Raw genomic sequence first — 21409 nt, forward strand, 5'->3', positions numbered from 1 at the left:
CAGCCATGAGTTCGGATACCGCCCCTATTAACTTGACCCATCATTTCCTGATCGCCATGCCCGGGCTGAACGACGAACTCTTTGGCAAGAGCGTGGTTTATCTGTGCGAGCATAGCGCGCGCGGCGCCCTGGGCCTGATCATCAACAAGCCGGCCGATATCGGACTCGGGGAATTGTTCGATCGGCTCGACCTGCAGCTGCGCCGCGCCGACCTCCAGGGCGCGCCGCTGATGCGTGGCGGCCCGATCCAGACCGAGCGCGGCTTCGTGCTGCACGAGGCCATGGGCGAGGCCAAGGCCTTCGGCAGCGACGAGACCCCGCCCGCCCTGCGCGAGGCGATCCGCGAAGCGCTCGGCAGCCTCGAGCGCGTGGCTTCGCCCTCGCTGTTGACCGAGCCGGCCGAGTCCGATGGCGCGTCTGAGGACGTCAAGCCCGAGACGCCATCGGCCTATGCCTCCAGCCTGCGCATCGACGGCGGGCTCGAGATGACGACCTCGCGCGACGTGCTCGAAGCGCTGTCCTCGGGTGCCGGTCCGCGCAAGGTCATGGTTTCGCTGGGTTATTCATCCTGGGGCGAAGGCCAGCTCGAGTCCGAACTGGCCGAGAACAGCTGGCTGACCGTGGCGGCCGACCCGGCCGTGATCTTCGACACCCCGATCGAGCAGCGCTACGACAAGGCCATGGCCTTGCTGGGACTCGAGTCCTGGATGCTGGCGCCCGGAGCGGGGCGAGCATGAGCGGCCTGCCGACACCGGTCGTGCCGCCGGCCCAGATGAGCTTCCTGGCGTTCGACTTCGGTGCCAAGCGCACCGGTGTCGCCAGCGGCAACCGCATCACGCGCACCGCCACGCCGCAGGCCACGATCAAGGCCGAAGGCAGCGACGCGCGCTTCCTGCAGGTGGCGGCCCGCATCAAGGAATGGCAGCCCGACGCACTGGTAGTCGGCGTGCCGTTCCACCCGGACGGCGCCGCGCACGAGAACACCGCGCGCGCGCTCAAGTTCGCGCGCCAGCTGCGCGGGCGCTTCAACCTGGCCGTCTACGAGGTCGACGAGCGCTACAGCACGACCGAGGCGCACAGCCTGGGTGCCAAGGACGCCGATGCGGCTTCGGCCTGCATCATCCTGGAACAATTTTTGAGGAGTTTGCCTTGAGTTTCATTCATTTAGATGCCGAAGCGCTCTATGCCGAGCTGCTGCGCGGCGTCAAGGGCCTGATCGCGATGAGCGCGGGCCCGCTCAAGCTGGTCGGCGTGACCTCGGGCGGCGCCTGGCTGGCCGCGCGCCTGCAGCGCGAGCTGGGGCTGGAGGGCGAGATCGGCGTGATCTCGTCGGCCATGCACCGCGATGACTACAAGCAGCGCGGCTTGAGCGCCAGCAGCGAGCAGACCCGGCTGCCGTTCGATGTCGATGGCACCCAGGTGCTGCTGATCGACGATGTGCTCTATACCGGGCGCACCATCCGCGCCGTGATCAACGAGCTGTTCGACTACGGTCGCCCGGCCAGCGTGCAGCTGGCGGTGCTGGTCGACCGCGGCGGGCGCGAGCTGCCGATGCAGGCCGACTTCGCCGCCGTGCGCCTGACGCTGCCGGTCAGCCAGTCGTTCGAGCTCGCGCGCGACGCGCAAGGTCATTTCAGCTTTGTGGTGCAAGACAAGAACGCGGAGGCCTGACATGAAAAAACGCAATCCCCAGCTCAACAAGAACGGCGAGCTGATCCACCTGCTCTCGACCGAAGGCCTGCCGCGCGAGATCCTGACCCAGATCCTCGACACCGCCGGCAACTTCGTCAGCCTCGGCGACCGCGAGGTCAAGAAGGTGCCGCTGCTGCGCGGCAAAAGCGTGTTCAACCTGTTCTTCGAGAACAGCACCCGCACCCGCACCACCTTCGAGATCGCGGCCAAGCGCCTGTCGGCCGATGTGTTCAACCTCGACATCGCGCGCAGCTCGACCGCCAAGGGCGAGTCGCTGCTCGACACGATTGCCAACCTGTCGGCGATGGCGGCCGACATCTTCGTCGTGCGCCACGGCGAATCGGGCGCGCCCTACCTGATCGCCCAGCATGTCGCGCCCCATGTCCATGTCGTCAACGCCGGTGACGGCCGCCACGCGCACCCGACCCAGGGCCTGCTCGACATGTACACGATCCGCCACTACAAGAAGGACTTCACGAATCTGTCGGTGGCGATCGTCGGCGACGTGCTGCACTCGCGCGTGGCGCGCTCCGACATCCACGCGCTGACCACGCTGGGCTGCCCCGACCTGCGCGTGGTGGGGCCCCGTACCCTGGTGCCGGCCGAGTTCGCCGACATGGGCGTGCGGGTCTGCCATACGCTGGAAGAGGGCATCAAGGACGCCGATGTCGTGATCACGCTGCGGCTGCAGAACGAGCGCATGAGCGGCGCGCTGCTGCCCTCGAGCCACGAGTATTTCAAGAGCTTTGGCGTCACGCCTGAGCGCATGCAATGGGCCAAGCCCGATGCGATCGTGATGCACCCGGGCCCGATCAACCGCGGCGTCGAGATCGACTCGAGCGTGGTCGATGGCGGCCAGAGCGTGGTGCTGCCGCAGGTGACCTTCGGCATCGCGGTGCGCATGGCCGTCATGGGCATCGTCGCTGGCAATATGGCCTGAACCGCTACAGACAAGGACTTCACATGAAAACCCTGATCCAGGGCGGTCGCCTGATCGACCCCGCCAGCGGCACCGACCGCCTGGCCGACATCGCCATCGCGGCCGGCCGCATCGTCGGCATCGGCCAGCTGCCGGCTGATTTCACTCCGAACCGCGTCATCGACGCCAGCGGCTGCATCGTCGCGCCGGGCCTGGTCGACCTGTCGATGCGGCTGCGCGAGCCCGGCCAGGAATACGCCGGCATGCTGGCCAGCGAAACCGCCGCGGCCGTCGCCGGTGGCGTCACCAGCCTGGTCTGCCCGCCCGACACCGAGCCGGTGCTCGACGAGCCCGGCCTGGTGCAGATGCTCAAGTACCGCGCTGAACGCCTGCACCAGTCGCGCGTGTTCCCGCTCGGCGCGCTGACGCGCGGCCTGAAGGGTGAAGTGCTGACCGAGATGGTCGAGCTGACCGATTCGGGCTGCGTCGCCTTCAGCCAGGCCGAGGTGCCGATCGTCAACACCCAGGTGCTGCAGCGCGCGCTGCAGTACGCCGCCACCTTCGGCTACAGCGTCTGGCTGCGGCCGCAGGACTTCTGGCTCGGCAAGGGCGTGGCCGCCAGCGGCCCGCTCGCGACCCGCCTGGGCCTGGCCGGTATCCCGGTTTCGGCCGAGGTGATCGCGCTGCAGACCCTGTTCGAGCTGCTGCGCGGCGTCTGCAAGGCGCCCGGCACCCAGGTCCAGCTGCACCTGTGCCGCATCAGCAGCGCCGCCGGCTTGGAGCTGGTGCGCCAGGCCAAGGCCGAAGGCCTGCCGGTGACCTGCGACATCAGCGTGCACAACCTGCACCTGACCGATATCGACATCGGCTATTTCGACAGCCGCCTGCGCCTGCAGCCGCCGGTGCGCCAGCAGCGCGACCGCGAGGCGCTGCGCCGCGGCCTAGCCGACGGCACCATCGACGCACTGGTGTCCGACCACAACCCGGTCGATGCCGACGCCAAGATCCTGCCCTTCGCCGAGGCCGAGGCCGGTGCCACCGCCGTCGAGCTGCTGCTGGGCCTGGCCTGGAAATGGGCCGAGCAGGACGGCGTGCCGCTGGCGCGCGCGCTGGCCGTGCTGACCCAGGGCCCGGCGGCGGTGCTGGGCAATAGCCTGGGCACGCTGGCTTCGAGCATCGGGCGCGTGGTCGAAGGCGGCGTGGCCGACCTCTGCGTGATCGATCCCAAGGCCTACTGGACCGTGGGCGAGGATACGCTGCGCAGCCGCGGCAAGCACACCCCCTTTGGCGGCCACGAGCTGCCGGTGTCGGTGCGCGCCACGCTGGTGGCCGGCCAGCTTGCCTACGACGCGCTGGCCGCGTCGCGCGCCTGAGAATGGTCGCCGCATGAAAATCCTGCGCGCCGGCTGGCGCCTGTTGCGCGTGCTGGCCCATCTGCTGAACGGTGCCTGGATCATCAGACGCCGCTTCAGTCAGCTCGACTTCGAGCAGCGCCAGGCCCTGGTGCAGCACTGGTCGCGCCGCCTGCTCGGGCTGCTGGGCCTGCAACTGCAGGTGCATGGCGAGCTGCCTGGGCGCGGGCCGCTGCTGGTGCTGGCCAACCATATCTCCTGGCTCGACATCATCGTGATCAACGCGGCGCTGCCTTGCCGCTTCGTCTCCAAGTCCGATGTGCGGCAGTGGCCGCTGATCGGCGGCCTGGTCGAGGGCTCGGGCGCGCTGTTCATCGAACGCGACCGCCGGCGCGACGCGATGCGGGTGGTGCACCTGATGGCCGAGCGGCTGCGTGCCGGCGACCGGCTGGCGGTCTTCCCCGAGGGCACGACTGGCGACGGCAGCAGCCTGCTGCCGTTTCACGCCAACCTGCTGCAGGCCGCCGTCGCCACCGAGATGCCGGTGCAGCTGCTCGGGCTGCAGTACACCGATGCGCGCAGCGGCTTGCGCCACGACGCGCCGACCTATATTGGTGACACCAGCCTGCTCGAGTCGCTCTGGCGCACAGCGTGCGCCACCGGCTTGCAGGCCGAGCTGCATGTCGGCCTGGCCGATACCGCGCAGGGCCGCGACCGCCGGACCTGGGCCGAGGCGCTGCGGCGCGAACTGGCCCAGCGGCTCGACCTGCCGTTGCCCGACTGAGGCCAGCGCACGCCATTTTTTCAACCCTTACCGTTTCCGAGTCGATAACATGCCGCTTCCCGCTCCCCAGCCCCGACGACAGGTCAATACCCGCGAAACCCGATTCCGCTGTTTCCTGCGCGACGATGGCCTGTGGGACGTCGAGGGCGAGTTGATCGACACCAAGTCCGAGCTGTTCACGATCCGCAACGAGCGCAGCTGGCAGCCCGGCGAGCCGATCCACCACATGCTGATCCGCGCGACGATCGACGACGCCAAGGTCGTGCACGAGATCGCGGTCTCGATGGAGGCCTACCCGCACGGCATCTGCCCGCAGGCCATGGCGCACATGCAGCGCATGGTCGGCTGCACCATGGCCGGTGGTTGGCGCAAGGCGATCGACCAGCATCTGGGCAAGGCGCAGGGTTGCACCCATATCCGCGAGTTGCTGTTCAACATGGCGACGGCTGCCTTCCAGGGCATGGAGCGCGGCCGTGCCGACGCAGCGCCCGACGAAACGCCGGCCTACCTCGGCACCTGCACCGCCTGGGACATCGCGGGCTCCGTGGTGGCGCGCGAGTTTCCGCTGCTGTACCGGCCTGCCGCAACGCCGTAGTTTCCACATCGGCAGCGGCAAAACCCTGGTGTACGATGCCGCCACCGGCGTCTTGTATGCCACGCAACCATCCTGAGCAAGACTTAGCAAGAGGTGACAATGGAAGAGTATTTAAGCTTGGCGTTTCTGCTGCAGGTGCTGCAGATCATCGCCATCGACATCCTGCTTGGCGGTGACAACGCGGTCGTGATCGCGCTGGCCTGCCGCAAGCTGCCCGAGTCGCAGCGCAACAAGGGCATCGCCTGGGGCGTGGTCGGCGCGATCGGCCTGCGCATCGTGATGATCTTCTTCGCGCTGCAGCTGCTCGCGCTGCCGTTCCTGAAGATCATCGGCGCCTTGCTGCTGCTGTGGATCGGCGTCAAGCTGCTGCAGTCCGAGGACGATGACCACGACAACGTCGAGGGCGCCACCACCTTGTTCGGCGCGATCAAGACCATCGTGATCGCCGATGCGGTCATGAGCCTGGACAACGTGATCGCCGTCGCCGGTGCCGCCCATGGCAACATGGGCCTGGTCGTGTTCGGCATCCTGTTCAGCATCCCGATCATCGTCTGGGGCAGCAAGTTCGTGCTGACGCTGATGGACCGCTTCCCGGTCGTGATCACGCTGGGCGCGGCCCTGCTGGGCTGGATCGCTGGCGGCATGTTCGTCACCGACGAATTCCTCAAGGATTACCTGAAGGATGCGCCCTCCTGGCTGCACTACGTCACCGCCGTCGTCGGTGCGCTGTTCGTGGTCGTGGTTGGCAAGCTGATCGCTGCGCGCCAGGCACCGGCCGAGCAGGCCCCGCTGGTCGACCTGGCCAAGAAAGACTGAGAGGACTCGTACATGACCAAGATCCTGATCCCCCTCGACGGTTCGGCTGCTGGCGCGCGCGCCATCGAGCAGGTGCTGCAGCGCGGCACCGCCGGGCTCGAGCTGCATCTGCTCAATGTGCAGCTGCCGGTCGATGGCAATGTGCGCAGCTTCGTCAGCAGCGACGAGCTCAATGCCTACCACCGCGACGAAGGCCTGGCCGAACTCGCCATCGCGCGGGCCTTGCTCGACGCTGCCGGCGTGGCCTATCAGCAGCATGTGCTGGTCGGTCACCCGGCCGACCAGATCAGCCGCTTTGCGGCCGAGCAGGGCTTTGACGAGATCGTCATGGGCAGCCACGGCCGCACCGGCCTGCTGCAGCTGCTGATGGGCTCGGTCGCGGCCGAAGTCTCGGAACAGGCCAAGACCCGGGTCACGCTGGTCAAGTGACCTGAGCGGTGGCGCAGCGGTCCCGGCCCCAGCCGCTGGCATACTGGGCAGCATGTCAATCTTCGCTGCTGCCATGACCGACCGCGCCGCCTTGCTGCGCGCGCTTGAGCAGGGGCCGGCCGTGCTCGTGACGGTCAGCGCCACCCGGGGCTCGGTCCCGCGCGAGCCCGGCGCCTGGCTGGCGCTCGGCGCCGACTGGCTGCTCGGCAGCGTCGGCGGCGGACACCTTGAGCTGCAGGCGATCGCCGCGGCGCGCGAATTGCTGCAGCAAGGCAGCGCCTCCCCCCTGAACGGACAGATCCGGCGCTATGCGCTCGGGCCCAGCCTGGGCCAATGCTGTGGCGGCAGTGCCGAGCTGCAATTCCATTACCTGGCCGATGCGGCCGCAGCCAGCCGGCTGCCCGGACTCGAGCCGGCGCGCGTGCCGGTGGCGATCTTCGGCGCCGGCCATGTCGGCCAGGCGCTAGTGCAGGCGCTGCTCCCGCTGCCTTTTTCCCTGCGCTGGATCGACAGCCGGGACGGCCTGTTTCCTGCCGGCCTGCCCGAGACGGTGCAGGCCGAGTCGTCCGATCCGGTCCAGCTTGCCGTGCCCGAGCTCGCGCCGGGCAGTCTGGTGCTGATCATGAGCTTCAGCCATGTCGAGGATTTCGAGCTGGTCGCGGCCTGCCTGCAGCGCCAGCGCGAGCGCGCCGACCTGCCTTTCATCGGCCTGATCGGCAGCCAGACCAAATGGGCCAGCTTTCGCCAGCGCCTGCAAGCGCGCGGCTTCGCGCCGCAGGAGCTTGCCTCGGTCATCTGTCCGATCGGACTGCCCGGCATCGCGGGCAAGCAGCCGGCGGTGATCGCCGCCAGCGTCGCGGCACAGTTGCTGCAGTTCGGCAGTTCCGTGCCCGGCGCCAGGGCCGTCCCTGGTCGGTAGCTGCCCGCGCTGGCCGGCAAGGGCTGATACTGGGTTAGCAACCCTTCGGTTTTTCCGAAGGGTTGGCCCCGCCTGGACTGCTGGTCAGTGTCATCAAGACTCGTTATCCTTGGACATCTTGCCTGCCCAGGCTCATTCATTTACGGAAAAAAAAGATGGACTTCCTGTTCGACCCCAACATCTGGATCGCCTTTGCCATGCTGACCACGCTCGAGATCGTGCTCGGCGTGGACAACATCATCTTCATCTCGATCCTGGTCGGACGTCTGCCGCCCGAGCAGCGCGACAAGGCGCGCCGCCTGGGCCTGGGCTTCGCGATGATCTCGCGCCTGCTGCTGCTGGCTTCGCTGAGCTGGATCATGGGCCTGAAGGCCGACCTGTTCTCCGTTTTCGGCCAGGGCATCAGCGGACGCGACATCGTGCTGCTGGCGGGTGGCCTGTTCCTGCTCTGGAAGGCCTCGCACGAGATCTTCGTCGAGGTCGAGGCACGCGAGCAAGACCATGCGCCTGACACCGACGCCGCCACGCTCAAGGCCGCCGGCCAGCGCCTGTTCTGGGGCATCATCGGTCAGATCGCCATCATCGACATCGTGTTCAGCCTGGACTCGGTCATCACGGCGGTCGGCATGGTCGACAACCTGGCCGTCATGGTTGCTGCCGTGATCGCCGCCGTCGGCGTGATGATGTTCGCGGCCAAGCCGATCGGCGACTTCGTCGACTCGCACCCCTCGGTCAAGGTGCTGGCACTGGCCTTCCTGGTCATGGTCGGCATGGCGCTGACCGCCGAAGCCTTCGAAGTGCATATTCCCAAGGGCTATGTCTACGCGGCGATGGCTTTCTCGCTCGCGGTCGAGGCCCTCAACCTGCGGGCACGCAGCAAGCGCCTGGCCAAGGCCAACGCGGCCTGATGCTGCCCAACACGGCCTGACGCGCCCGGCGCCTGCCGGGTCTGGCAGTCTCGCCGGGGCCATCTAGGCCATCCACCCGAGGCCCGCGCAAGCGGGCCTTTGTTCGTTCCGGCGTAGCTGGCAGGCAGTCTGCAGCCACCTCCGGTGGTCAGTGACTGGTACACTGGAGCTACTTATTTTTTGATTTTTACATCAAAAAGTTGTCGTAAACAAATTTAAATTGACGTAAATATCAATTGCAAACCCTTCAAGAACTGGGTGAAGCCGTTGCCGCACGCCGCAAGCTGCTGGGTCTCAAGCAGGGCGACGTGGCGAGCAAGGCGGGCATCACGCCCGAATCCCTGTCGCGCTTCGAGCGCGGCAGGACAGCCGAATTCGGCTCGCGCAAGTTGCTGGCGGTGTTGGCGGTGCTGGGCGCCGAGCTGGACGTGATGGCTCAGGGCCAGTCGGGCAATCTGGACGAACTGCGCCGTGAGCGTGCACAGGCTGTCACTGGGCCGGCGCGGGGTTCCATCGGCAATTCTGGCCAAGGCACCCGGTGATGCCGTTATCCGTGTACGTGCTGGGCCGCGAAGTGGCCACGCTGGAGCAATCGGGCGACTTCAGGAGCGTGCTGACCTACCACCCCCAGGTGGCGGCAGACGACTTCGTGTCGCTCACCATGCCTGTTCGCACCGAATCCTATGTCTGGGACGACCAGCTTGCGCCCGTGTTGCAGATGAACTTGCCCGAGGGCTATTTGCTCCAGATGTTGCAAGAGCAGTTCGGCCCGCACATCGGCGCCAGTCCGATTGCCTTGCTGTCTGTGATCGGCCGCAACATGGTGGGCCGCCTGCAGGTGGCCGCGCCTGGCGCCGAACTCAGTGAGCCGGCGAAGTCGGTTGAGGTGGCCGCATTGCTGAAGGGCGATAACTCGGAAGCCGCCTTTGCCGCCCTGGTACGCCAGCATGCGACCAGCGGTGTGTCGGGCGTGGTGCCCAAGTTTCTCGATTCGCAGGCCGAAGATGGCGCTCCCCTGGCACAGCACAGGAAAGCCAGCCTTGTCACCCGCCGTCACATCATCAAGGGCTCCAGTGCTCAACTGCCCTTTGTGGCCTTGAACGAGCACCTGTGCATGCAGGTGGCCAGCCGCGTCATGCCGACGGCCAAGACGGAAGTATCCGACGACGGCCAGGCCCTGGTGGTGCACCGTTTCGACGTGGATGAACAAGGCCAGCCGCATTGGGGCATGGAAGACTTTTGCAGCCTGCTGGGCCTGCGCCCCGCTGCCAAGTACGACACCACCTGGGAGCGCATCGCCAAAGCTGTGCGCGACCATGTGCCCGGCCCGCAGCGACTGGACATGTATCGGCAGCTCGCCACCACCTTGCTCCTTACCTACGCGCTGCGCAATGCCGATTGCCACGCCAAGAACCTGGCCTTGCGCTACACCAGCCGGGCCGACGTGCAGCTCACCCCCGCTTACGACATGCTCACGACCAGCGTGTACGCGGGCTTTCAGCACAACCCACCCGGCATCGAGTTCATGGCCAAGAAGACCTGGACGCCGGGCAAGAACCTGCAAAAGTTCATTGCTGCGACCTTGGGTATTCAGCCCAAGGAGCAGCAACAGATGGTGCAGGCCATCAGCGACGCCGTGGCCGATGTGGGGCCGCAGGTACGCCAGGCAATGCAGCAGCACCCCGGCTTTGGCGACATCGGTAAACGCATGCTGATGGCCTGGGCTGAAGGCGTGCAGGGTTTGCGTGACCAGCGGGTTTATGCCACAGGAGATTGGAGTCCTGGTGACGCATTTGATGGGTTTTCCGCGCCAGAGAAGCTCAAGGTAGAAAAAGCCAGGATCGGACGCTCGCCCTTGCTTGGGCACAATTGAACGCCATATCGACATGCCCCCTGCCGCACCCGGGCCTCTGCTGTGGCCCTAAGCTCGACTGGATTCAAATCACTGGGGCCAGATCATGGAAGACACACGTTGCTGCGGCAGCGGCACCTGCATCATCAATGCCAAGGGTTACTGCTGGTGCGGCCAACGCTGGGACGGCACGCGCATGTGTCATCCGGCCCCCGCTGACAGTCAGCGCAGCGATGAGGGTTCGGAATCGAAGTTGCCCACTGACGATGGCACGGCTCCAGCCTGATGCGGCAACGGTCGGCGAAGTGATCGCCATGGCGCTCAGTGACCACATCAGCTTTGCTCAGATCCAGGCCTTGCACGGTCTGGCGCCCGATGAGGTCAAGGCCTTGATGCGGCGCGAGCTCAAGCCAGGCAGCTATGTGGCGTGGCGCAAGCGGGTGCGGCAGTTTACCGATCGACGCGAGTTCTACAAATGACGCTTGATCCACACCCTTGGGCCAGGGAGCTCGTCACGCTGCATGACCATGCCTGGCAAAGACTGGTGCGGGGCGTGCATGACCGTCATGCGCCGGCACGCCATCCGACATTGGCCACGGTCAGCCCGGATGGCTTGCCAAAAGCTCGCACCGTGGTCTTGCGTGCCGCGGATCCATCAACCGGCAGGCTGGAACTGCACACCAATCTGCATTCAGCCAAGATCGCTGATCTCAGGGTGACTCCGGTGGCGGCGCTCCATGTCTGGGACCACGGCTCTCGGCTGCAGATCAGGCTGGAGGCCGACGTGGCAATCGCTACCGGGCCTGAGGTGGCCGCAGCCTGGGCCAGGGTGCCAGAGCACTCGCGCAGCGCCTACAGCAGCAGTCAGCGACCCGGCCATCCGATACCAGGCGCGTTGGACTATGACCAGCAAGCTGACCCAGCGGTGTTTGCCGTGTTGTCCCTGACCATCCGATCGATGGAGCTGCTGCATCTGGGCGCTGACCATCGACGCGCGCAATTCACCCGTGCCAGCCATTGGGCCGGGCAGTGGTTGGTCCCTTGAGATCAGCGACATGCCTGGGCCCACAGCGGCTGCCGGGCAAGCCTGTCCGCTGACCCCGGTAGCCGGGCGCAATTTCTTGTAGTTGCCGGACCCGGCGTTCAGAGCGGGCGCTCGGCCAGGGTCTTGAGCAGCTGGCGCAGCGTCTCGCTGTGCTCTCCCTCGGGCAGCGGGCGCAGTCCGGCCGCTTCCTGCAGCAGCCGTTCGAGCGTCTGGATATGCGGCAGCAGCACGCCGAAGAAGACCGGCTGGCCGTTGACGCCGATCAGCAGGGTGGGAAAGTTCTCGACGTCCAGCTCATCGAGCAGGTCGGCCTCGTCCTCGACATCGACCCAGTGGCAGCGCAGTTGCGGCTGGGCCCGGGCCAGCGCCTCGAAGGGCTCGGCATATTCACGGCAGGTGCCGCACCAGGCGGCGCAGAGGCAGACCACCTGGACGGTGGCCGTGGCGGGGGAATGGCTCATGTGGCGAGCTTACCAAAGGCGGTTGCCACCCGGCCATCTGGCCTCTGCGCTTTCAGCCCCAGCCCCGACGCCAGCCCCAATGGAAAAGAGCGCCCGAGGGCGCTCCTTGTATTGGCTGTCGGGGCCGTTCGTGGCCCCGGGCAAGCAGGCTTCAGGCCTTGTCGGCGCCGCTGACGGCGGCAACGGCCGTCATGTTGAGCACGCGGCGCATGGTCGCGGCCGGGGTCAGGATATGCGCGCTGGCGGCCGAACCCATCAGGATCGGGCCGACGGTCACGCCACCGCTGGTCGTGGTCTTGAGGACGTTGAACAGGATGTTGGCCGAATCGAGGTTCGGGCAGATCAGGATGTTGGCCGAACCGCTCAGGGCCGAGTCGGCCAGGTAGCTGCGGCGGATGTCCTCTTCCAGCGCGGCATCGCCGTGCAGTTCGCCGTCACATTCGATCTCGGGGTGGGCGGCGGCGAACAGCTCGCGTGCCAGGCGCATCTTGCGCGCCGACGGGCGGCTCGACGAGCCGTAGCTCGAATGCGACAGGAAGGCGACCTTGGGCGGAATGCCGAAGCGCTGCACTTCCTTGACCGACAGCCAGGCGATCTCGGCCAGTTGCTCGGCGTCGGGGCAGTCGTTGACATAGGTGTCGGCGATGAACAGCGGACCGCGGTCGGTGTTGAGTGCATTGAGCGCGGCGAACTGGTTCGCGCCCGCCTTCAGGCCGATGATGCTCTCGATGCGCTCGAGGTGGGTCTCGTAGTTGCCGACCAGGCCGCAGATCATGGCGTCGGCATCGCCGAGCTTGACCATCAGCGCGGCGATGATGGTGTTGGAGCGGCGCACGGCGGCCTTGGCGACATCGGGGGTGACGCCGTTGCGGCCCATCAGCTGGTGGTAGGTTTCCCAGTACTGGCGGAAGCGCGGATCGTCCTCGGGGTTGACGATGTCGAGGTCGATGCCGGGGCGGATGCGCAGGCCGGCCTTGGCGATGCGCGTGCTGATCACGGCCGGGCGACCGATCAGGATCGGGGTCGCCAGATGGTCGTCGATCGCGGCCTGGGCGGCACGCAGCGCGCGCTCGTCCTCGCCGTCGGCAAAGGCGATGCGCTTCTTGTCGCCGGCGATGGCCTTGGCGGCGTTGAAGACCGGACGCATCAGGATGCCGGTCTGGTAAATGAAGCGGCCCAGGCTCTCCTTGTAGGCTTCCATGTCCTGGATCGGACGGGTCGCGACGCCGCTGTCAGCGGCCGCCTGGGCGACGGCCGGCGCGATCTTGAGGATCAGGCGCGAGTCGAACGGCTTGGGGATCAGGTAGTCGGGGCCGAACACCAGTTCCTGGCCGGCGTAGGCGGAGGCGACTTCGTCGCTGATCTCGCTCTTGGCCAGGTCGGCGATCTGGCGCACGCAGGCCAGCTTCATCTCTTCGGTGATCTTGGTCGCGCCGCAGTCGAGCGCGCCACGGAAGATGTAGGGGAAGCACAGGACGTTGTTGACCTGGTTCGGGTAGTCCGAGCGGCCGGTCGCGATGATGCAGTCCGGGCGCGCGGCCTTGGCGATCTCGGGGCGGATCTCGGGTTCCGGGTTGGCCAGTGCCAGGATGATCGGCTTGTCGGCCATCGACTTGACCATCTCGGCGTCGACCACGCCGGGGGCCGAGCAGCCCATGAAGACATCGCAGCCGACCATGGCGTCAGCCAGGGTGCGCTTGTCGGTGTCGCGGCAGAAGCGCTGCTTGGAGGCGTCGAGCTTGCCGGCCAGGGCATCGGCGCGCTGGCTGTGGATCACGCCCTTGGAGTCGCAGACCAGGATGTTCTCGACCTTGACGCCCAGACCGATCATGACGTCGAGGCAGGCGATGGCGGCAGCGCCGGCACCCGAGACTGCCATCTTGATCGCGCCGATGTCCTTGCCGACCAGTTCCAGGCCGTTGAGCAGGGCGGCGCTCGAGATGATCGCGGTGCCATGCTGGTCATCGTGGAACACCGGAATGTTCATGCGCTCCTTGAGCTTCTTCTCGATGTAGAAGCACTCGGGCGCCTTGATGTCTTCCAGGTTGATGCCGCCCAGCGTGGGCTCCATCGAGGCGATGATGTCGACCAGCTTGTCGGGATCGTTCTCGTCGAGTTCGATGTCGAACACGTCGATGCCGGCGAACTTCTTGAACAGGCAGCCCTTGCCTTCCATCACCGGCTTGGAGGCCAGCGGGCCGATATTGCCCAGGCCCAGCACGGCGGTGCCGTTGGTGATCACGGCGACCAGGTTGCCGCGGCTGGTGTAGTCGGCCGCCAGGGTCGGGTCCTGCTCGATCGCCAGGCAGGGGTAGGCCACTCCGGGGGAGTAGGCCAGCGACAGGTCGCGCTGGTTGGACAGCGGCTTGGTCGCGTTGACGCTGATCTTGCCCTTGCTGGGCGAACGGTGATAGTCCAGTGCGGCGTCGCGCAACGCTTGTTCTGCGGGGGTCATATTTTCTAGTGCTCCTTGGGAGCCTCAAGCAAGCCTACCTTGCCTGAAGCTGACACACAGTGTAACGGCGTCGCGTGGCTACAATTGAAGCCATGAGCTGCAAGAGCCTTGTGCGACGATGGACTACGGGCTGGGTCCTGTGGGCGGTCCTGCTGCACGCCCTGGCGCCTGCCGTCGCGCAAGCGGCGCTGCGGATGGCACCCGCGCTGCCGTTCGAGGTCTGCAGCAGCACCGGCATCCTGCGCGCGGCCGAACCGGCCCGGGAGTTCTCCCAGGACAGTCGCCCGGTCCTGGCTGGCCTGCATTGCGAGTGGTGCCTGCTCGACGCACCGGCCATCCTGCCCCCATCCTTTGCTGTCGGTTTCCATGCCGGTCCGGACGCATCCGATCCCGTCGCCGCGCTGCGTGCGCCGCCCGCGCGGCTGGCGGCTTGGCGTGTGCAGGCGCGAGCGCCGCCTTCTTTCGTCTGATTCCACCCGTCTCGCGACGGCCGGCCCCAAGTCCGCCGTCATTGGAACCCAGTCAGAAAGAAATCCGATCATGAACAAAATCCTCCGTCACACCCTCATCGCCACCCTGGCCGCCGCCAGCCTGGGCGCCTGGGCCCAGTCCCAGTCCCGGCTCAAGGTCGAGGACGCCTGGGTGCGCGGCACCGTGGCGCAGCAAAAGGCCACTGGCGCCTTCATGCGGCTGACCGCCGAGCGCGAGCTGCGCCTGTTGTCCGCCCGTTCGCCGATCGCGGGTGTGGTCGAGATCCATGAGATGGCGCTCAACGACGGCATCATGCGCATGCGCGCCGTTCCCGGGCTGGCGCTGCCGGCAGGCAAGACGGTCGAGCTCAAGCCCGGTGGCTACCATGTGATGCTGCTGGACCTGAAGGCGCCGGTCAGCGCCGGTCAGCAGGTGCCGCTGACGCTGCTGCTCGAGGGCCAGGACGGCCAGCGCGAGCAGGTCGAGCTCCAGTTGCCGGTGCGCGCGCTCAATGCCCAGACCATGGGGCAGGGCCATCAGCCGCATCCGTCCGGCGGCCACATGCATTGAGGTCGGGTCCTGGGGGGCGATGCTGATCCGGCGCTCGCGCGGCTGGACTGAAAAGCCCCGGACAGCAGAAAAGCCGCGACCGTGTCAACGGTGGCGGCTTTGTCAATGGTCCCCCCGACAGGAATCGAACCTGTATTTGCCGCTTAGGAGGCGGCTGTTCTATCCATTGAACTACGGAGAGGATCCCCGCATTGTAGCGGCGCCATCGACCGCTTTCGGCGCGGCCGGGCTGGAACGCGCGCGTCGGCCGTCGTATTGGCGCGTGTAGATCAGCTCGATCGCGTTGTCGTCGCCGGCCTGGGCCCGCAGCGTCAGGTGGCGCGCCAGATCGTACAGGATGGCGACGGTGCCGGTGGTGCCGACCACGCTGCGCGAGTAGCTCAGGTAGAGCTGGCGCGAGATCCGCTTGCCCAGCGTCAGTGCGGCGGCCTGGGCGCTGCCGTCGGCCCTTTGCGTCTCGCCCTGGAACGACAGTTCGTCGAGCCCGAGCGAGCGCTGGAAGCCGCCGTCATTGGCCCGGCTGCGGCTGCTGAACAGGGCGAGTGCCGCCTGTTGCAGCAGCGCGGTCTCGGCGCCGGTGCCACCGGCCGGGCGGCCCAGCACCAGCCAGGCCAGTTTCTCGCTTTCGGGCAGGTCGGGATCGGCGTACAGGCGCAGCCTAGGCGCCAGCGCCGTGCCGCTGAGCTGGACGCCGACGCGCTGGTCTGGCAGCGGTCGCAGCGCCAGCAGTTCGAGCGTGGGGTTGTCGTAGGGGCCGTTGAAGTTGAGCAGTCCGGTTTCGATCTCGAGTCGCTGGCCCCAGGCGCGGTATTGGCCGCGCTCGGTCCGGACCTGGCCGGTGAGCTGAGGCAGCGACTGGCCGGGGTCCAGGCTCAGCAGCAGTTCGCCCTTGAGCTGGCTGTCCAGCCCCTGTCCGCGCAGCTGGAAGTCGTCGCCCAATCCGAGCTCGAGCCGCAGCCGGATCGGCTTTGCAGTCGCTGAGGTGGTCGATCGTGCCGGCTCGGTTGCCGTGGTGGCAGGGCCTGGCTGGCCCTGTCCGCGCACGACCACATCTTCGCCCAGCGTGGGCCGGTTCTCGTCGGGCAGGATGAACAAGGCCTGGTCGGCCACCAGCCGGCCTGTGGCGTCGAGCAGCTTCTCGTCCATCCGCACCGCGAGCCGGCCCGACAGCGTCAGGCGCCGGTCGGCGCGCGCGAGCAGTCGTAGCTGCTTGGCCTGCAGATCGAGCGTCATGACCGGCAGCAGCGGCGCGATGGCCTGGCCGGCTGGCGTGTCGGGCCGGCTCCAGCGCAGCAAGCCGCTGCCCAGCAACAGGCCGCCGTTGTCGCCACCGGCGCCGCGCAGCTTCAGGCTGTCAAAGCGCAGTTGGTCGCCGGCCAGCGTGGCGCGCAGTTCGCCGCCGCTGAAGTCGAGCCCGTCGACCAGCGAGCGCAGTGCCAGTTCATTGACCTGCAGCTGGCCATGCCATTCGGGCTGGCGCCGCGTGCCGCTCAGGCTGGCATCGGCCTGCAGACTGCCGCGCAGGCGCCAGCCCGGCGGCAGCAGGCTGGACCAGAGGCCGAACTGGGGCAGCTCGGCCTGGACCCGGCCTGTCAGCGCGGCTTCGGCCGGCCAGCTCCATTGCGCCAAGGCGGGCGAGGGCGGCGCCAACAGGGTGCCGAGCTCGGCGTCGAGTCGGCCCGCCAGCCGGCTGGTCCAGCGCAGCCGGCTCTGCAGTTGCACGCCGTCCAGCATCACGCTGGCCGCGACCTGCTCGACCCCGACCGGCTGCGGCTTGCCGCCGGTGCTGTCGGGCAGCAGCAGGCTCAGGTCGCCGCCGCTGCGGGCCAGTTCGATCCGGGCCCTGGTTGCCGGGGCGTTCTTGCCCGTGGGTTGCAGTGGCAGGCTCAGGTCCCAGCTGCCTTGCAGCGTCAGCTCGCCGCTGAGTCCGGCCTGCGCCAGCGGCCCGCGCGGTGCTGCCGGGCTGACCAGCAGGGTATCGATCCAGCCCAGCGCCAGTCCGGTGGCACGACCGCGCGACTCAAGCCGGCCGTTCGACCAGCGCGTGCTGTCCCAGGCGAGTTCGGCCGCTGGGCGCGCCGCGGTGCCGTCCCGCGCCGACAGCGCGAGGCTGGCCCGGCCCGGGGCCACGGTCAGGCCCCCGGAGTCCCAGCGCAGCGGGGTGCCGCCTGGGCTAGTGAGCTGGCCCGAGAGCTGGCGGGTCGCATCCGAGAGCTGCAGTTCGGCCAGCTCGAGCCGGACATCGGCCACCGGGCCCTGGCGGTCGCGGCCGAACTGGCCGCTGGCGCGCAGTCGGCTGCTGGCACTCCAGTCGGCGCTTGTGGCCGCGCCGGCCAGGCTCAGGGTCACGGCCTGGTCGCGTCCCGCGAGCGCCAGCTGCCAGTCTTTCAGTTGCAACGCCGGCAGGTCGCTGGCAGCCGGCCACTGGACCTGGGCCTGCGGTGCCTGGAGTTTGGCATTCCAGTCCCGCGGCAGTCGGTCTGTGTGCAGCGGACCGGTCCAGCCGGCTTGCAGGCTGGCCTGTCCGCGCCAGAGGGCGCTGCGCCAGGGCTCGGGCAGCTGTTCGGGGCCGATGCCGGCGGGCAGCCAGCGCTTGAGCGGGCCATTGAGCCAGCGCTGCAGCTGCTGGGCATCAGTCAGGGCCAGTTGCAGTTGGCCGCCAGACGCGCGCGCCTGCGCGCTGGCATTGGCGCCGGGCAGGGCCAGGGCCAGTTCGCCGCTGAGCTGCTGATTGCCCAGCTCCAGCCGGCCGCTGGCCTTGGCGCTGGCATCGGCCAGCTTGAGTTCGGCCTGGCGCAGTTCGACGCGCTGGCCGCTCCAGCTGCCGGCGGCCTGCAGTCGGCCGTTGTCGCTGAGCCGGGCCTCCAGGGTTTGCAGCTGCCAGGCGCCGCCCGCGAAGGCCAGCGCGGCGCGCAGCTGCTCGAGCGGCAGCGCGCCACGCTGCCAGGGGCCGGCGGCGCTGTTGCGCAGTTCGCCAGCCAGTTCCCAGCGCGCGTCTTGAGCCGTCGCATCGGGCCCATTCGATCGGCTGCTGGCTTGCCAACGGCCCTGCAGGCGGGTGCGCGGGGCTTGCGGCCAGAAGGCGGCCAGGTCGATCTCGCGCAGTTCGAGCTCGGCGGTTGGCAACGGCAAGGTGGCCCAGGGCGTGATCGTGGCGCTGGCCTTCAATGTGGCACCGGCACCGGCACCTGCACCGGCACCGGCACCGGCACCTGCTCGGGTCTGGGTCTGTGCCGATGCGGTCGGGTTCACGCTGGCCTCGAACGCGAGGCTGGCCTCCTGGCCTGCCAGCTGGCCGCTCAGGCGGGCCTGGGCCGACAGCGACTGGCGGCGCCCGCCAGGCAAGCTGGCTTGCGCCAGGCCTTGCAGCTGCGCGTCGAGCTGCATCGGCGCACTCGCCTGCAGCCGGGCCTGCAGCTGGTACTGCCCTTGGGCCCAGTGCAGCTGCTGCAGTTGCAGCTCATGCCGCAGGTCGCCTTCCGGCCCGCGGCGGTAGCGGTAGTCCGCCTGCAGCGGGCCCAGCGCCAGCTGCGGACTGCCTTCGATCACGATCGCCTCGACCCGCAGCGGCAGCTGCACCGATTCCAGCCAGGGCAGCAGCAGGTCGGTCGGTGGCTGGCGGTCCGTGCTGGGCGGGCTGTCGTCGCGCAGGCGCAGCCTGGCCAGCTGCAGCGGGTCGATCGGGTCGAGCCGCAGCTCGCGCCGCAGCAGCAAATCGGGCCAGAGCTTGGCCGGCCAGCGCAGTTGCAGGTCTTCGAGCTCGATCTCGAGTCCGTTGCGGCGCCAGCGCAGATAGCCGATGCGGCCGCCCTCGCGCAGGCTGCCGCTGGCGTCGCGTACCAGCAGCGGGCCTTCGCTGTCGGGGCCGTTGAGCCAGTCCTGCAGCCAGTCCAGCGTCAGCGGCAGCGAGCGCGCGTGGCCGCTCCAGAGCCAGGCCGACAGCAGCAGCGCGGCGACCAGCGCCAGCGTGGTGCCGAACAGCCGGGCCACGCCGACGGCCGGACGCAATAGCGCGCGCGCCAGCGCCGGACGGCGGGCCGGTGCCGGGCTCGGGCTCGGGCTCGGGCTCGAGGGCGGAGTGGGTGACTGGCTCAAAATGCGAATCCCACGCTCATGTGCAGGCGCAGCGCCTGGCGCTCGACGCCGTAGGCCAGGTCCACCTGCAGCGGACCGACCGGGCTGCGGTAGCGCAGGCCCACGCCAATGCCGATCTGGGGGCTGAGTGCGCGGCTGTGGTTGGCGACCGCGCCGGCATCAACGAACAGGGCGGTTTCCCAGTCGCTGCGGCGGCCGTCGATCCAGACCGGGCGTTGCCATTCGAGGCTGGCAATCGTCAGCAGCAGGCCCGGGTCGGCGCCGCCTTGTGCGCGCGGCACGCCGATCTCGCGCAGGCCGTAGCCGCGCACGCTGCCTTCGCCCCCGGCCAGGAAGCGCTGGGTCGCCGGCACGTTGTCGCCGTCGCGGCTCCAGACCGTTCCGCCCTCGAGCCGCAGCGCCCAGCGGCTGGGCCGGTCGCTGCTTTCGAAGGCCGGTCGGTAGGCCTGCCAGCGCGCCCGCGCGCGCAGATAGGGTTGGCGCTGCGCCAGCGTCAGGCCGGCGCCGAGCTCAAGCGCCAGGCCCTGGCCGCGCGTCGGGTTGTAGAGGTCGTCGAAGGCGCGCCGGGTCCAGCCGTAATGCGCGCTGAGCGAGGCCGCGGCGTCATCCTGCACCGCCAGTGCCGGGTCCTGCGTGCTGGCGCGGTCATATTGGGCGTAGAGCTGGCGTTCAAGCTGGCGCCCGCCTTGCGAACGCCCAGCCCGCAGCTGCTGGCTTGAGGTCACGAGCGGGCCGTCTTGCTGGCGCTGCAGCTGCGCGGCTAGGTTCCAGCGCCAGCCCCGTTCATCGATCGGCGAGTCGAGCGCGCCGTTCAGGGTTCTGGTGTCGCGTTCGAGCTGCAGCTTGGTGGCAGCGCGCCAGTCCAGTCCCGGTACGCGCCGGTGCAGGTGCTCCAAGCTCAGGCGGGCGCCGCTGTCGGTGCTGGCGCCGACGCCGATCACCAGCTTTTGCTGCTTGGCCTCGCGTACGCTGGCCTGCACCGGGGCCGCCTCGGGGTCGGCGCTGGTGTCGAGCCGCACGAAGGCCGACTCGAAATCACCGCTGTCGAGCAGGCGTTGCTGCGCGGCTTGCAGCAGGCGCTCGTCGTAGTCCAGGCCTGGCTCGACCCCGGCCAGTCGCACCAGGCGCTGGATGGTCTCGGGCTGGTAGCGCTCGCTGCCCTGCACCTGCAGCGGGCCGAAGCGATAGGCCGGGCCGGAGTCGAGTTCGAGCCGCAGGTGGGCCTGATGCCGGTCCGGGTCGATGTCGGCCAGGCTGTGCGTGATGCGCGCCTCGGGGTAGCGCAGCCGGCTCAGCGCGCGCAGCGCCGCCTGCTTGGCATCGTCCCAGTCCTGCTGGGTGAAGACCCGGCCCGCGGTCAGCTTCCAGTCTTCCTGCAGGGCCGCACGTTGTTCGGCCGCTGCCGGGTCGTCCAGGACCGGGCCGCTCAGCAGGATCTGCCAGTCGGCGACCTGGGCCAGCGGTCCGGGTTCGACCTCGATCCGCACCAGCGCGGGCGCAGCGGTGGCACCCGTGCTGTTGTTGGCGTCCTTGGCGTCGATCGAGCCGGTCCGTTCGATCGTGATCCGGGGTGAGAAATAGCCCTGGCTGGCCAGCAGCTGGCGCAGGTCGGCCGGCGCGGTCAGCAGCAGGCGTTCGAGCTCGGTCTCGCCGAGGTCGGGCAGGGTCCGCAGCCGTTCGAGTTCGGCATGGCGCAGCAGCCAGGCGTCGAGCGGTGCGGGTGCGATCAGCTCTATCCTGAATGGTGTGCGGGCTGCCGTGGGGGCGGCAGCGCTGGCCTGGTTGCTGTCTTGCCTGGCGGCTGCCTCCGGCGCTGGCAAGGCGTCTTGCGCCTGCGCCCACGCGCTGCCCATCCCGGCCAGGCTGGCGAGCAGCAGCGCAGCAGCCCGCGCTGGCCAGCGGCTGGCCTTGGGCGGGTCGGGCAAGGCGGGCCTGATGGAGGACGTCATGGCTGGAGGGCGTGCGCGGCTGCCCGCCGTTTGGCGCCAGCCGGCTCGGGATTCGCGACAAGCATGGTTTCCTTCGGATGCTGAGGCTGTGAATTTA

22 protein-coding genes and 1 tRNA gene are annotated in these 21409 nt (G+C 68.4%); 18 read left to right on the forward strand and 5 right to left on the reverse strand.

Annotated elements, in window-relative coordinates:
* The first annotated feature begins 5 nt into the window (after nt 1–5).
* The 16 genes from C6P61_RS08655 to C6P61_RS08730 all read left to right on the forward strand — a co-directional run bounded on the left by C6P61_RS08655 (nt 6) and on the right by C6P61_RS08730 (nt 11311).
* Nucleotides 6–737: a YqgE/AlgH family protein gene (locus C6P61_RS08655; RefSeq protein WP_105729578.1), complete on the forward strand. Its 732-nt coding sequence runs from the start codon at nt 6–8 to the stop codon at nt 735–737.
* Nucleotides 734–1153, forward strand: a complete 420-nt coding sequence (gene ruvX / locus C6P61_RS08660; RefSeq protein WP_105729534.1) for a Holliday junction resolvase RuvX — start codon at nt 734–736, stop codon at nt 1151–1153. The genes C6P61_RS08655 and ruvX overlap by 4 nt, the downstream gene beginning before the upstream one ends.
* The gene (gene pyrR, locus C6P61_RS08665) at nt 1150–1671 is read left to right on the forward strand and encodes a bifunctional pyr operon transcriptional regulator/uracil phosphoribosyltransferase PyrR (protein WP_105729535.1); all 522 of its coding nucleotides are present in this window, start codon (nt 1150–1152) and stop codon (nt 1669–1671) included. Before ruvX ends, pyrR begins: the two co-directional genes overlap by 4 nt.
* A gap of 1 nt (nt 1672) precedes the next feature.
* Nucleotides 1673–2632, forward strand: coding sequence for an aspartate carbamoyltransferase catalytic subunit (locus C6P61_RS08670; RefSeq protein ID WP_105729536.1), 960 nt, complete (start codon nt 1673–1675; stop codon nt 2630–2632).
* 23 nt (nt 2633–2655) lie between these two features.
* A complete protein-coding gene (locus C6P61_RS08675; protein WP_105729537.1) occupies nt 2656–3984 on the forward strand; it encodes a dihydroorotase in 1329 nt (442 codons plus the stop codon).
* 13 nt (nt 3985–3997) lie between these two features.
* Nucleotides 3998–4747 (forward strand): lysophospholipid acyltransferase family protein, encoded by a 750-nt coding sequence (locus tag C6P61_RS08680; RefSeq protein ID WP_105729538.1) that lies wholly within the window; start codon nt 3998–4000, stop codon nt 4745–4747.
* Nucleotides 4748–4796: 49 nt separating this feature from the next.
* Complete coding sequence (locus C6P61_RS08685; protein WP_105729539.1) at nt 4797–5342, forward strand: DUF2889 domain-containing protein; 546 nt, start codon at nt 4797–4799, stop codon at nt 5340–5342.
* 99 nt (nt 5343–5441) lie between these two features.
* On the forward strand, nt 5442–6158 hold the full coding sequence (locus tag C6P61_RS08690; protein WP_105729540.1) for a TerC family protein: 717 nt from the start codon (nt 5442–5444) through the stop codon (nt 6156–6158).
* A gap of 12 nt (nt 6159–6170) precedes the next feature.
* On the forward strand, nt 6171–6587 hold the full coding sequence (locus tag C6P61_RS08695) for a universal stress protein (RefSeq protein ID WP_105729541.1): 417 nt from the start codon (nt 6171–6173) through the stop codon (nt 6585–6587).
* Between the two features lie 52 nt (nt 6588–6639).
* Entirely contained in the window at nt 6640–7506 is an 867-nt protein-coding gene (xdhC, locus tag C6P61_RS08700; RefSeq protein ID WP_425319740.1) for a xanthine dehydrogenase accessory protein XdhC, read from the forward strand.
* Nucleotides 7507–7661: 155 nt separating this feature from the next.
* Entirely contained in the window at nt 7662–8414 is a 753-nt protein-coding gene (locus C6P61_RS08705; protein WP_105729542.1) for a TerC family protein, read from the forward strand.
* Between the two features lie 236 nt (nt 8415–8650).
* Complete coding sequence (locus tag C6P61_RS08710) at nt 8651–8956, forward strand: helix-turn-helix domain-containing protein (RefSeq protein WP_105729543.1); 306 nt, start codon at nt 8651–8653, stop codon at nt 8954–8956.
* Complete coding sequence (locus tag C6P61_RS08715) at nt 8956–10287, forward strand: type II toxin-antitoxin system HipA family toxin (RefSeq protein WP_105729544.1); 1332 nt, start codon at nt 8956–8958, stop codon at nt 10285–10287. Before C6P61_RS08710 ends, C6P61_RS08715 begins: the two co-directional genes overlap by 1 nt.
* Before the next feature lie 85 nt (nt 10288–10372).
* Nucleotides 10373–10552 carry a hypothetical protein gene (locus C6P61_RS08720; protein ID WP_105729545.1) on the forward strand — a complete coding sequence of 60 codons (180 nt, stop codon included), beginning with the start codon at nt 10373–10375 and terminating at the stop codon, nt 10550–10552.
* Entirely contained in the window at nt 10533–10745 is a 213-nt protein-coding gene (locus tag C6P61_RS08725; protein ID WP_105729546.1) for a DUF2805 domain-containing protein, read from the forward strand. Before C6P61_RS08720 ends, C6P61_RS08725 begins: the two co-directional genes overlap by 20 nt.
* Complete coding sequence (locus tag C6P61_RS08730; RefSeq protein WP_105729547.1) at nt 10742–11311, forward strand: pyridoxamine 5'-phosphate oxidase family protein; 570 nt, start codon at nt 10742–10744, stop codon at nt 11309–11311. Before C6P61_RS08725 ends, C6P61_RS08730 begins: the two co-directional genes overlap by 4 nt.
* 98 nt (nt 11312–11409) lie before the next feature.
* Here the strand turns inward: C6P61_RS08730 and C6P61_RS08735 are convergent, their stop codons facing one another.
* Both C6P61_RS08735 and C6P61_RS08740 read right to left on the reverse strand, forming a co-directional pair.
* On the reverse strand, nt 11410–11772 hold the full coding sequence (locus tag C6P61_RS08735; RefSeq protein ID WP_105729548.1) for a thioredoxin family protein: 363 nt from the start codon (nt 11770–11772) through the stop codon (nt 11410–11412).
* A gap of 151 nt (nt 11773–11923) precedes the next feature.
* Nucleotides 11924–14227 carry an NADP-dependent malic enzyme gene (locus C6P61_RS08740; protein ID WP_105729549.1) on the reverse strand — a complete coding sequence of 768 codons (2304 nt, stop codon included), beginning with the start codon at nt 14225–14227 and terminating at the stop codon, nt 11924–11926.
* 110 nt (nt 14228–14337) lie between these two features.
* Here C6P61_RS08740 and C6P61_RS08745 point away from each other — a divergent pair, with 110 nt between their 5' ends.
* Both C6P61_RS08745 and C6P61_RS08750 read left to right on the forward strand, forming a co-directional pair.
* On the forward strand, nt 14338–14697 hold the full coding sequence (locus C6P61_RS08745) for a DUF2946 family protein (RefSeq protein ID WP_170067348.1): 360 nt from the start codon (nt 14338–14340) through the stop codon (nt 14695–14697).
* A gap of 70 nt (nt 14698–14767) precedes the next feature.
* The gene (locus tag C6P61_RS08750; RefSeq protein WP_105729551.1) at nt 14768–15268 is read left to right on the forward strand and encodes a copper chaperone PCu(A)C; all 501 of its coding nucleotides are present in this window, start codon (nt 14768–14770) and stop codon (nt 15266–15268) included.
* 106 nt (nt 15269–15374) lie between these two features.
* On the opposite strand, the gene C6P61_RS08755 is transcribed toward C6P61_RS08750, so the two are convergent.
* The 3 genes from C6P61_RS08755 to C6P61_RS08765 form a co-directional block, all read right to left on the reverse strand.
* Nucleotides 15375–15449: transfer RNA gene (locus C6P61_RS08755), tRNA-Arg, on the reverse strand.
* A complete protein-coding gene (locus C6P61_RS08760; protein ID WP_146115008.1) occupies nt 15440–19363 on the reverse strand; it encodes a translocation/assembly module TamB domain-containing protein in 3924 nt (1307 codons plus the stop codon). Before C6P61_RS08760 ends, C6P61_RS08755 begins: the two co-directional genes overlap by 10 nt.
* Nucleotides 19360–21312 carry an autotransporter assembly complex protein TamA gene (locus C6P61_RS08765; RefSeq protein WP_105729553.1) on the reverse strand — a complete coding sequence of 651 codons (1953 nt, stop codon included), beginning with the start codon at nt 21310–21312 and terminating at the stop codon, nt 19360–19362. The genes C6P61_RS08760 and C6P61_RS08765 overlap by 4 nt, the downstream gene beginning before the upstream one ends.
* Between the last annotated feature and the right edge of the window lie 97 nt (nt 21313–21409).

This window comes from Malikia spinosa (assembly GCF_002980625.1).
GTDB classification, from domain to species: Bacteria; Pseudomonadota; Gammaproteobacteria; order Burkholderiales; family Burkholderiaceae_C; genus Malikia; species Malikia spinosa.

What these genes read in the sequence shown, in the direction of transcription:
- C6P61_RS08680 (WP_105729538.1), top strand. Translation starts at nt 3,998, where the DNA reads ATGAAAATCCTGCGCGCCGGCTGGCGCCTGTTGCGCGTGCTGGCCCAT.
- C6P61_RS08675 (WP_105729537.1), top strand. Translation starts at nt 2,656, where the DNA reads ATGAAAACCCTGATCCAGGGCGGTCGCCTGATCGACCCCGCCAGCGGC.
- C6P61_RS08655 (WP_105729578.1), top strand. Translation starts at nt 6, where the DNA reads ATGAGTTCGGATACCGCCCCTATTAACTTGACCCATCATTTCCTGATC.
- C6P61_RS08720 (WP_105729545.1), top strand. Translation starts at nt 10,373, where the DNA reads ATGGAAGACACACGTTGCTGCGGCAGCGGCACCTGCATCATCAATGCC.
- C6P61_RS08765 (WP_105729553.1), bottom strand. Translation starts at nt 21,312, where the DNA reads ATGACGTCCTCCATCAGGCCCGCCTTGCCCGACCCGCCCAAGGCCAGC.
- C6P61_RS08695 (WP_105729541.1), top strand. Translation starts at nt 6,171, where the DNA reads ATGACCAAGATCCTGATCCCCCTCGACGGTTCGGCTGCTGGCGCGCGC.
- C6P61_RS08740 (WP_105729549.1), bottom strand. Translation starts at nt 14,227, where the DNA reads ATGACCCCCGCAGAACAAGCGTTGCGCGACGCCGCACTGGACTATCAC.
- C6P61_RS08750 (WP_105729551.1), top strand. Translation starts at nt 14,768, where the DNA reads ATGAACAAAATCCTCCGTCACACCCTCATCGCCACCCTGGCCGCCGCC.
- ruvX (WP_105729534.1), top strand. Translation starts at nt 734, where the DNA reads ATGAGCGGCCTGCCGACACCGGTCGTGCCGCCGGCCCAGATGAGCTTC.
- C6P61_RS08670 (WP_105729536.1), top strand. Translation starts at nt 1,673, where the DNA reads ATGAAAAAACGCAATCCCCAGCTCAACAAGAACGGCGAGCTGATCCAC.
- xdhC (WP_425319740.1), top strand. Translation starts at nt 6,640, where the DNA reads ATGTCAATCTTCGCTGCTGCCATGACCGACCGCGCCGCCTTGCTGCGC.
- C6P61_RS08685 (WP_105729539.1), top strand. Translation starts at nt 4,797, where the DNA reads ATGCCGCTTCCCGCTCCCCAGCCCCGACGACAGGTCAATACCCGCGAA.
- C6P61_RS08725 (WP_105729546.1), top strand. Translation starts at nt 10,533, where the DNA reads ATGGCACGGCTCCAGCCTGATGCGGCAACGGTCGGCGAAGTGATCGCC.
- C6P61_RS08715 (WP_105729544.1), top strand. Translation starts at nt 8,956, where the DNA reads ATGCCGTTATCCGTGTACGTGCTGGGCCGCGAAGTGGCCACGCTGGAG.
- C6P61_RS08730 (WP_105729547.1), top strand. Translation starts at nt 10,742, where the DNA reads ATGACGCTTGATCCACACCCTTGGGCCAGGGAGCTCGTCACGCTGCAT.
- C6P61_RS08705 (WP_105729542.1), top strand. Translation starts at nt 7,662, where the DNA reads ATGGACTTCCTGTTCGACCCCAACATCTGGATCGCCTTTGCCATGCTG.
- C6P61_RS08690 (WP_105729540.1), top strand. Translation starts at nt 5,442, where the DNA reads ATGGAAGAGTATTTAAGCTTGGCGTTTCTGCTGCAGGTGCTGCAGATC.
- C6P61_RS08735 (WP_105729548.1), bottom strand. Translation starts at nt 11,772, where the DNA reads ATGAGCCATTCCCCCGCCACGGCCACCGTCCAGGTGGTCTGCCTCTGC.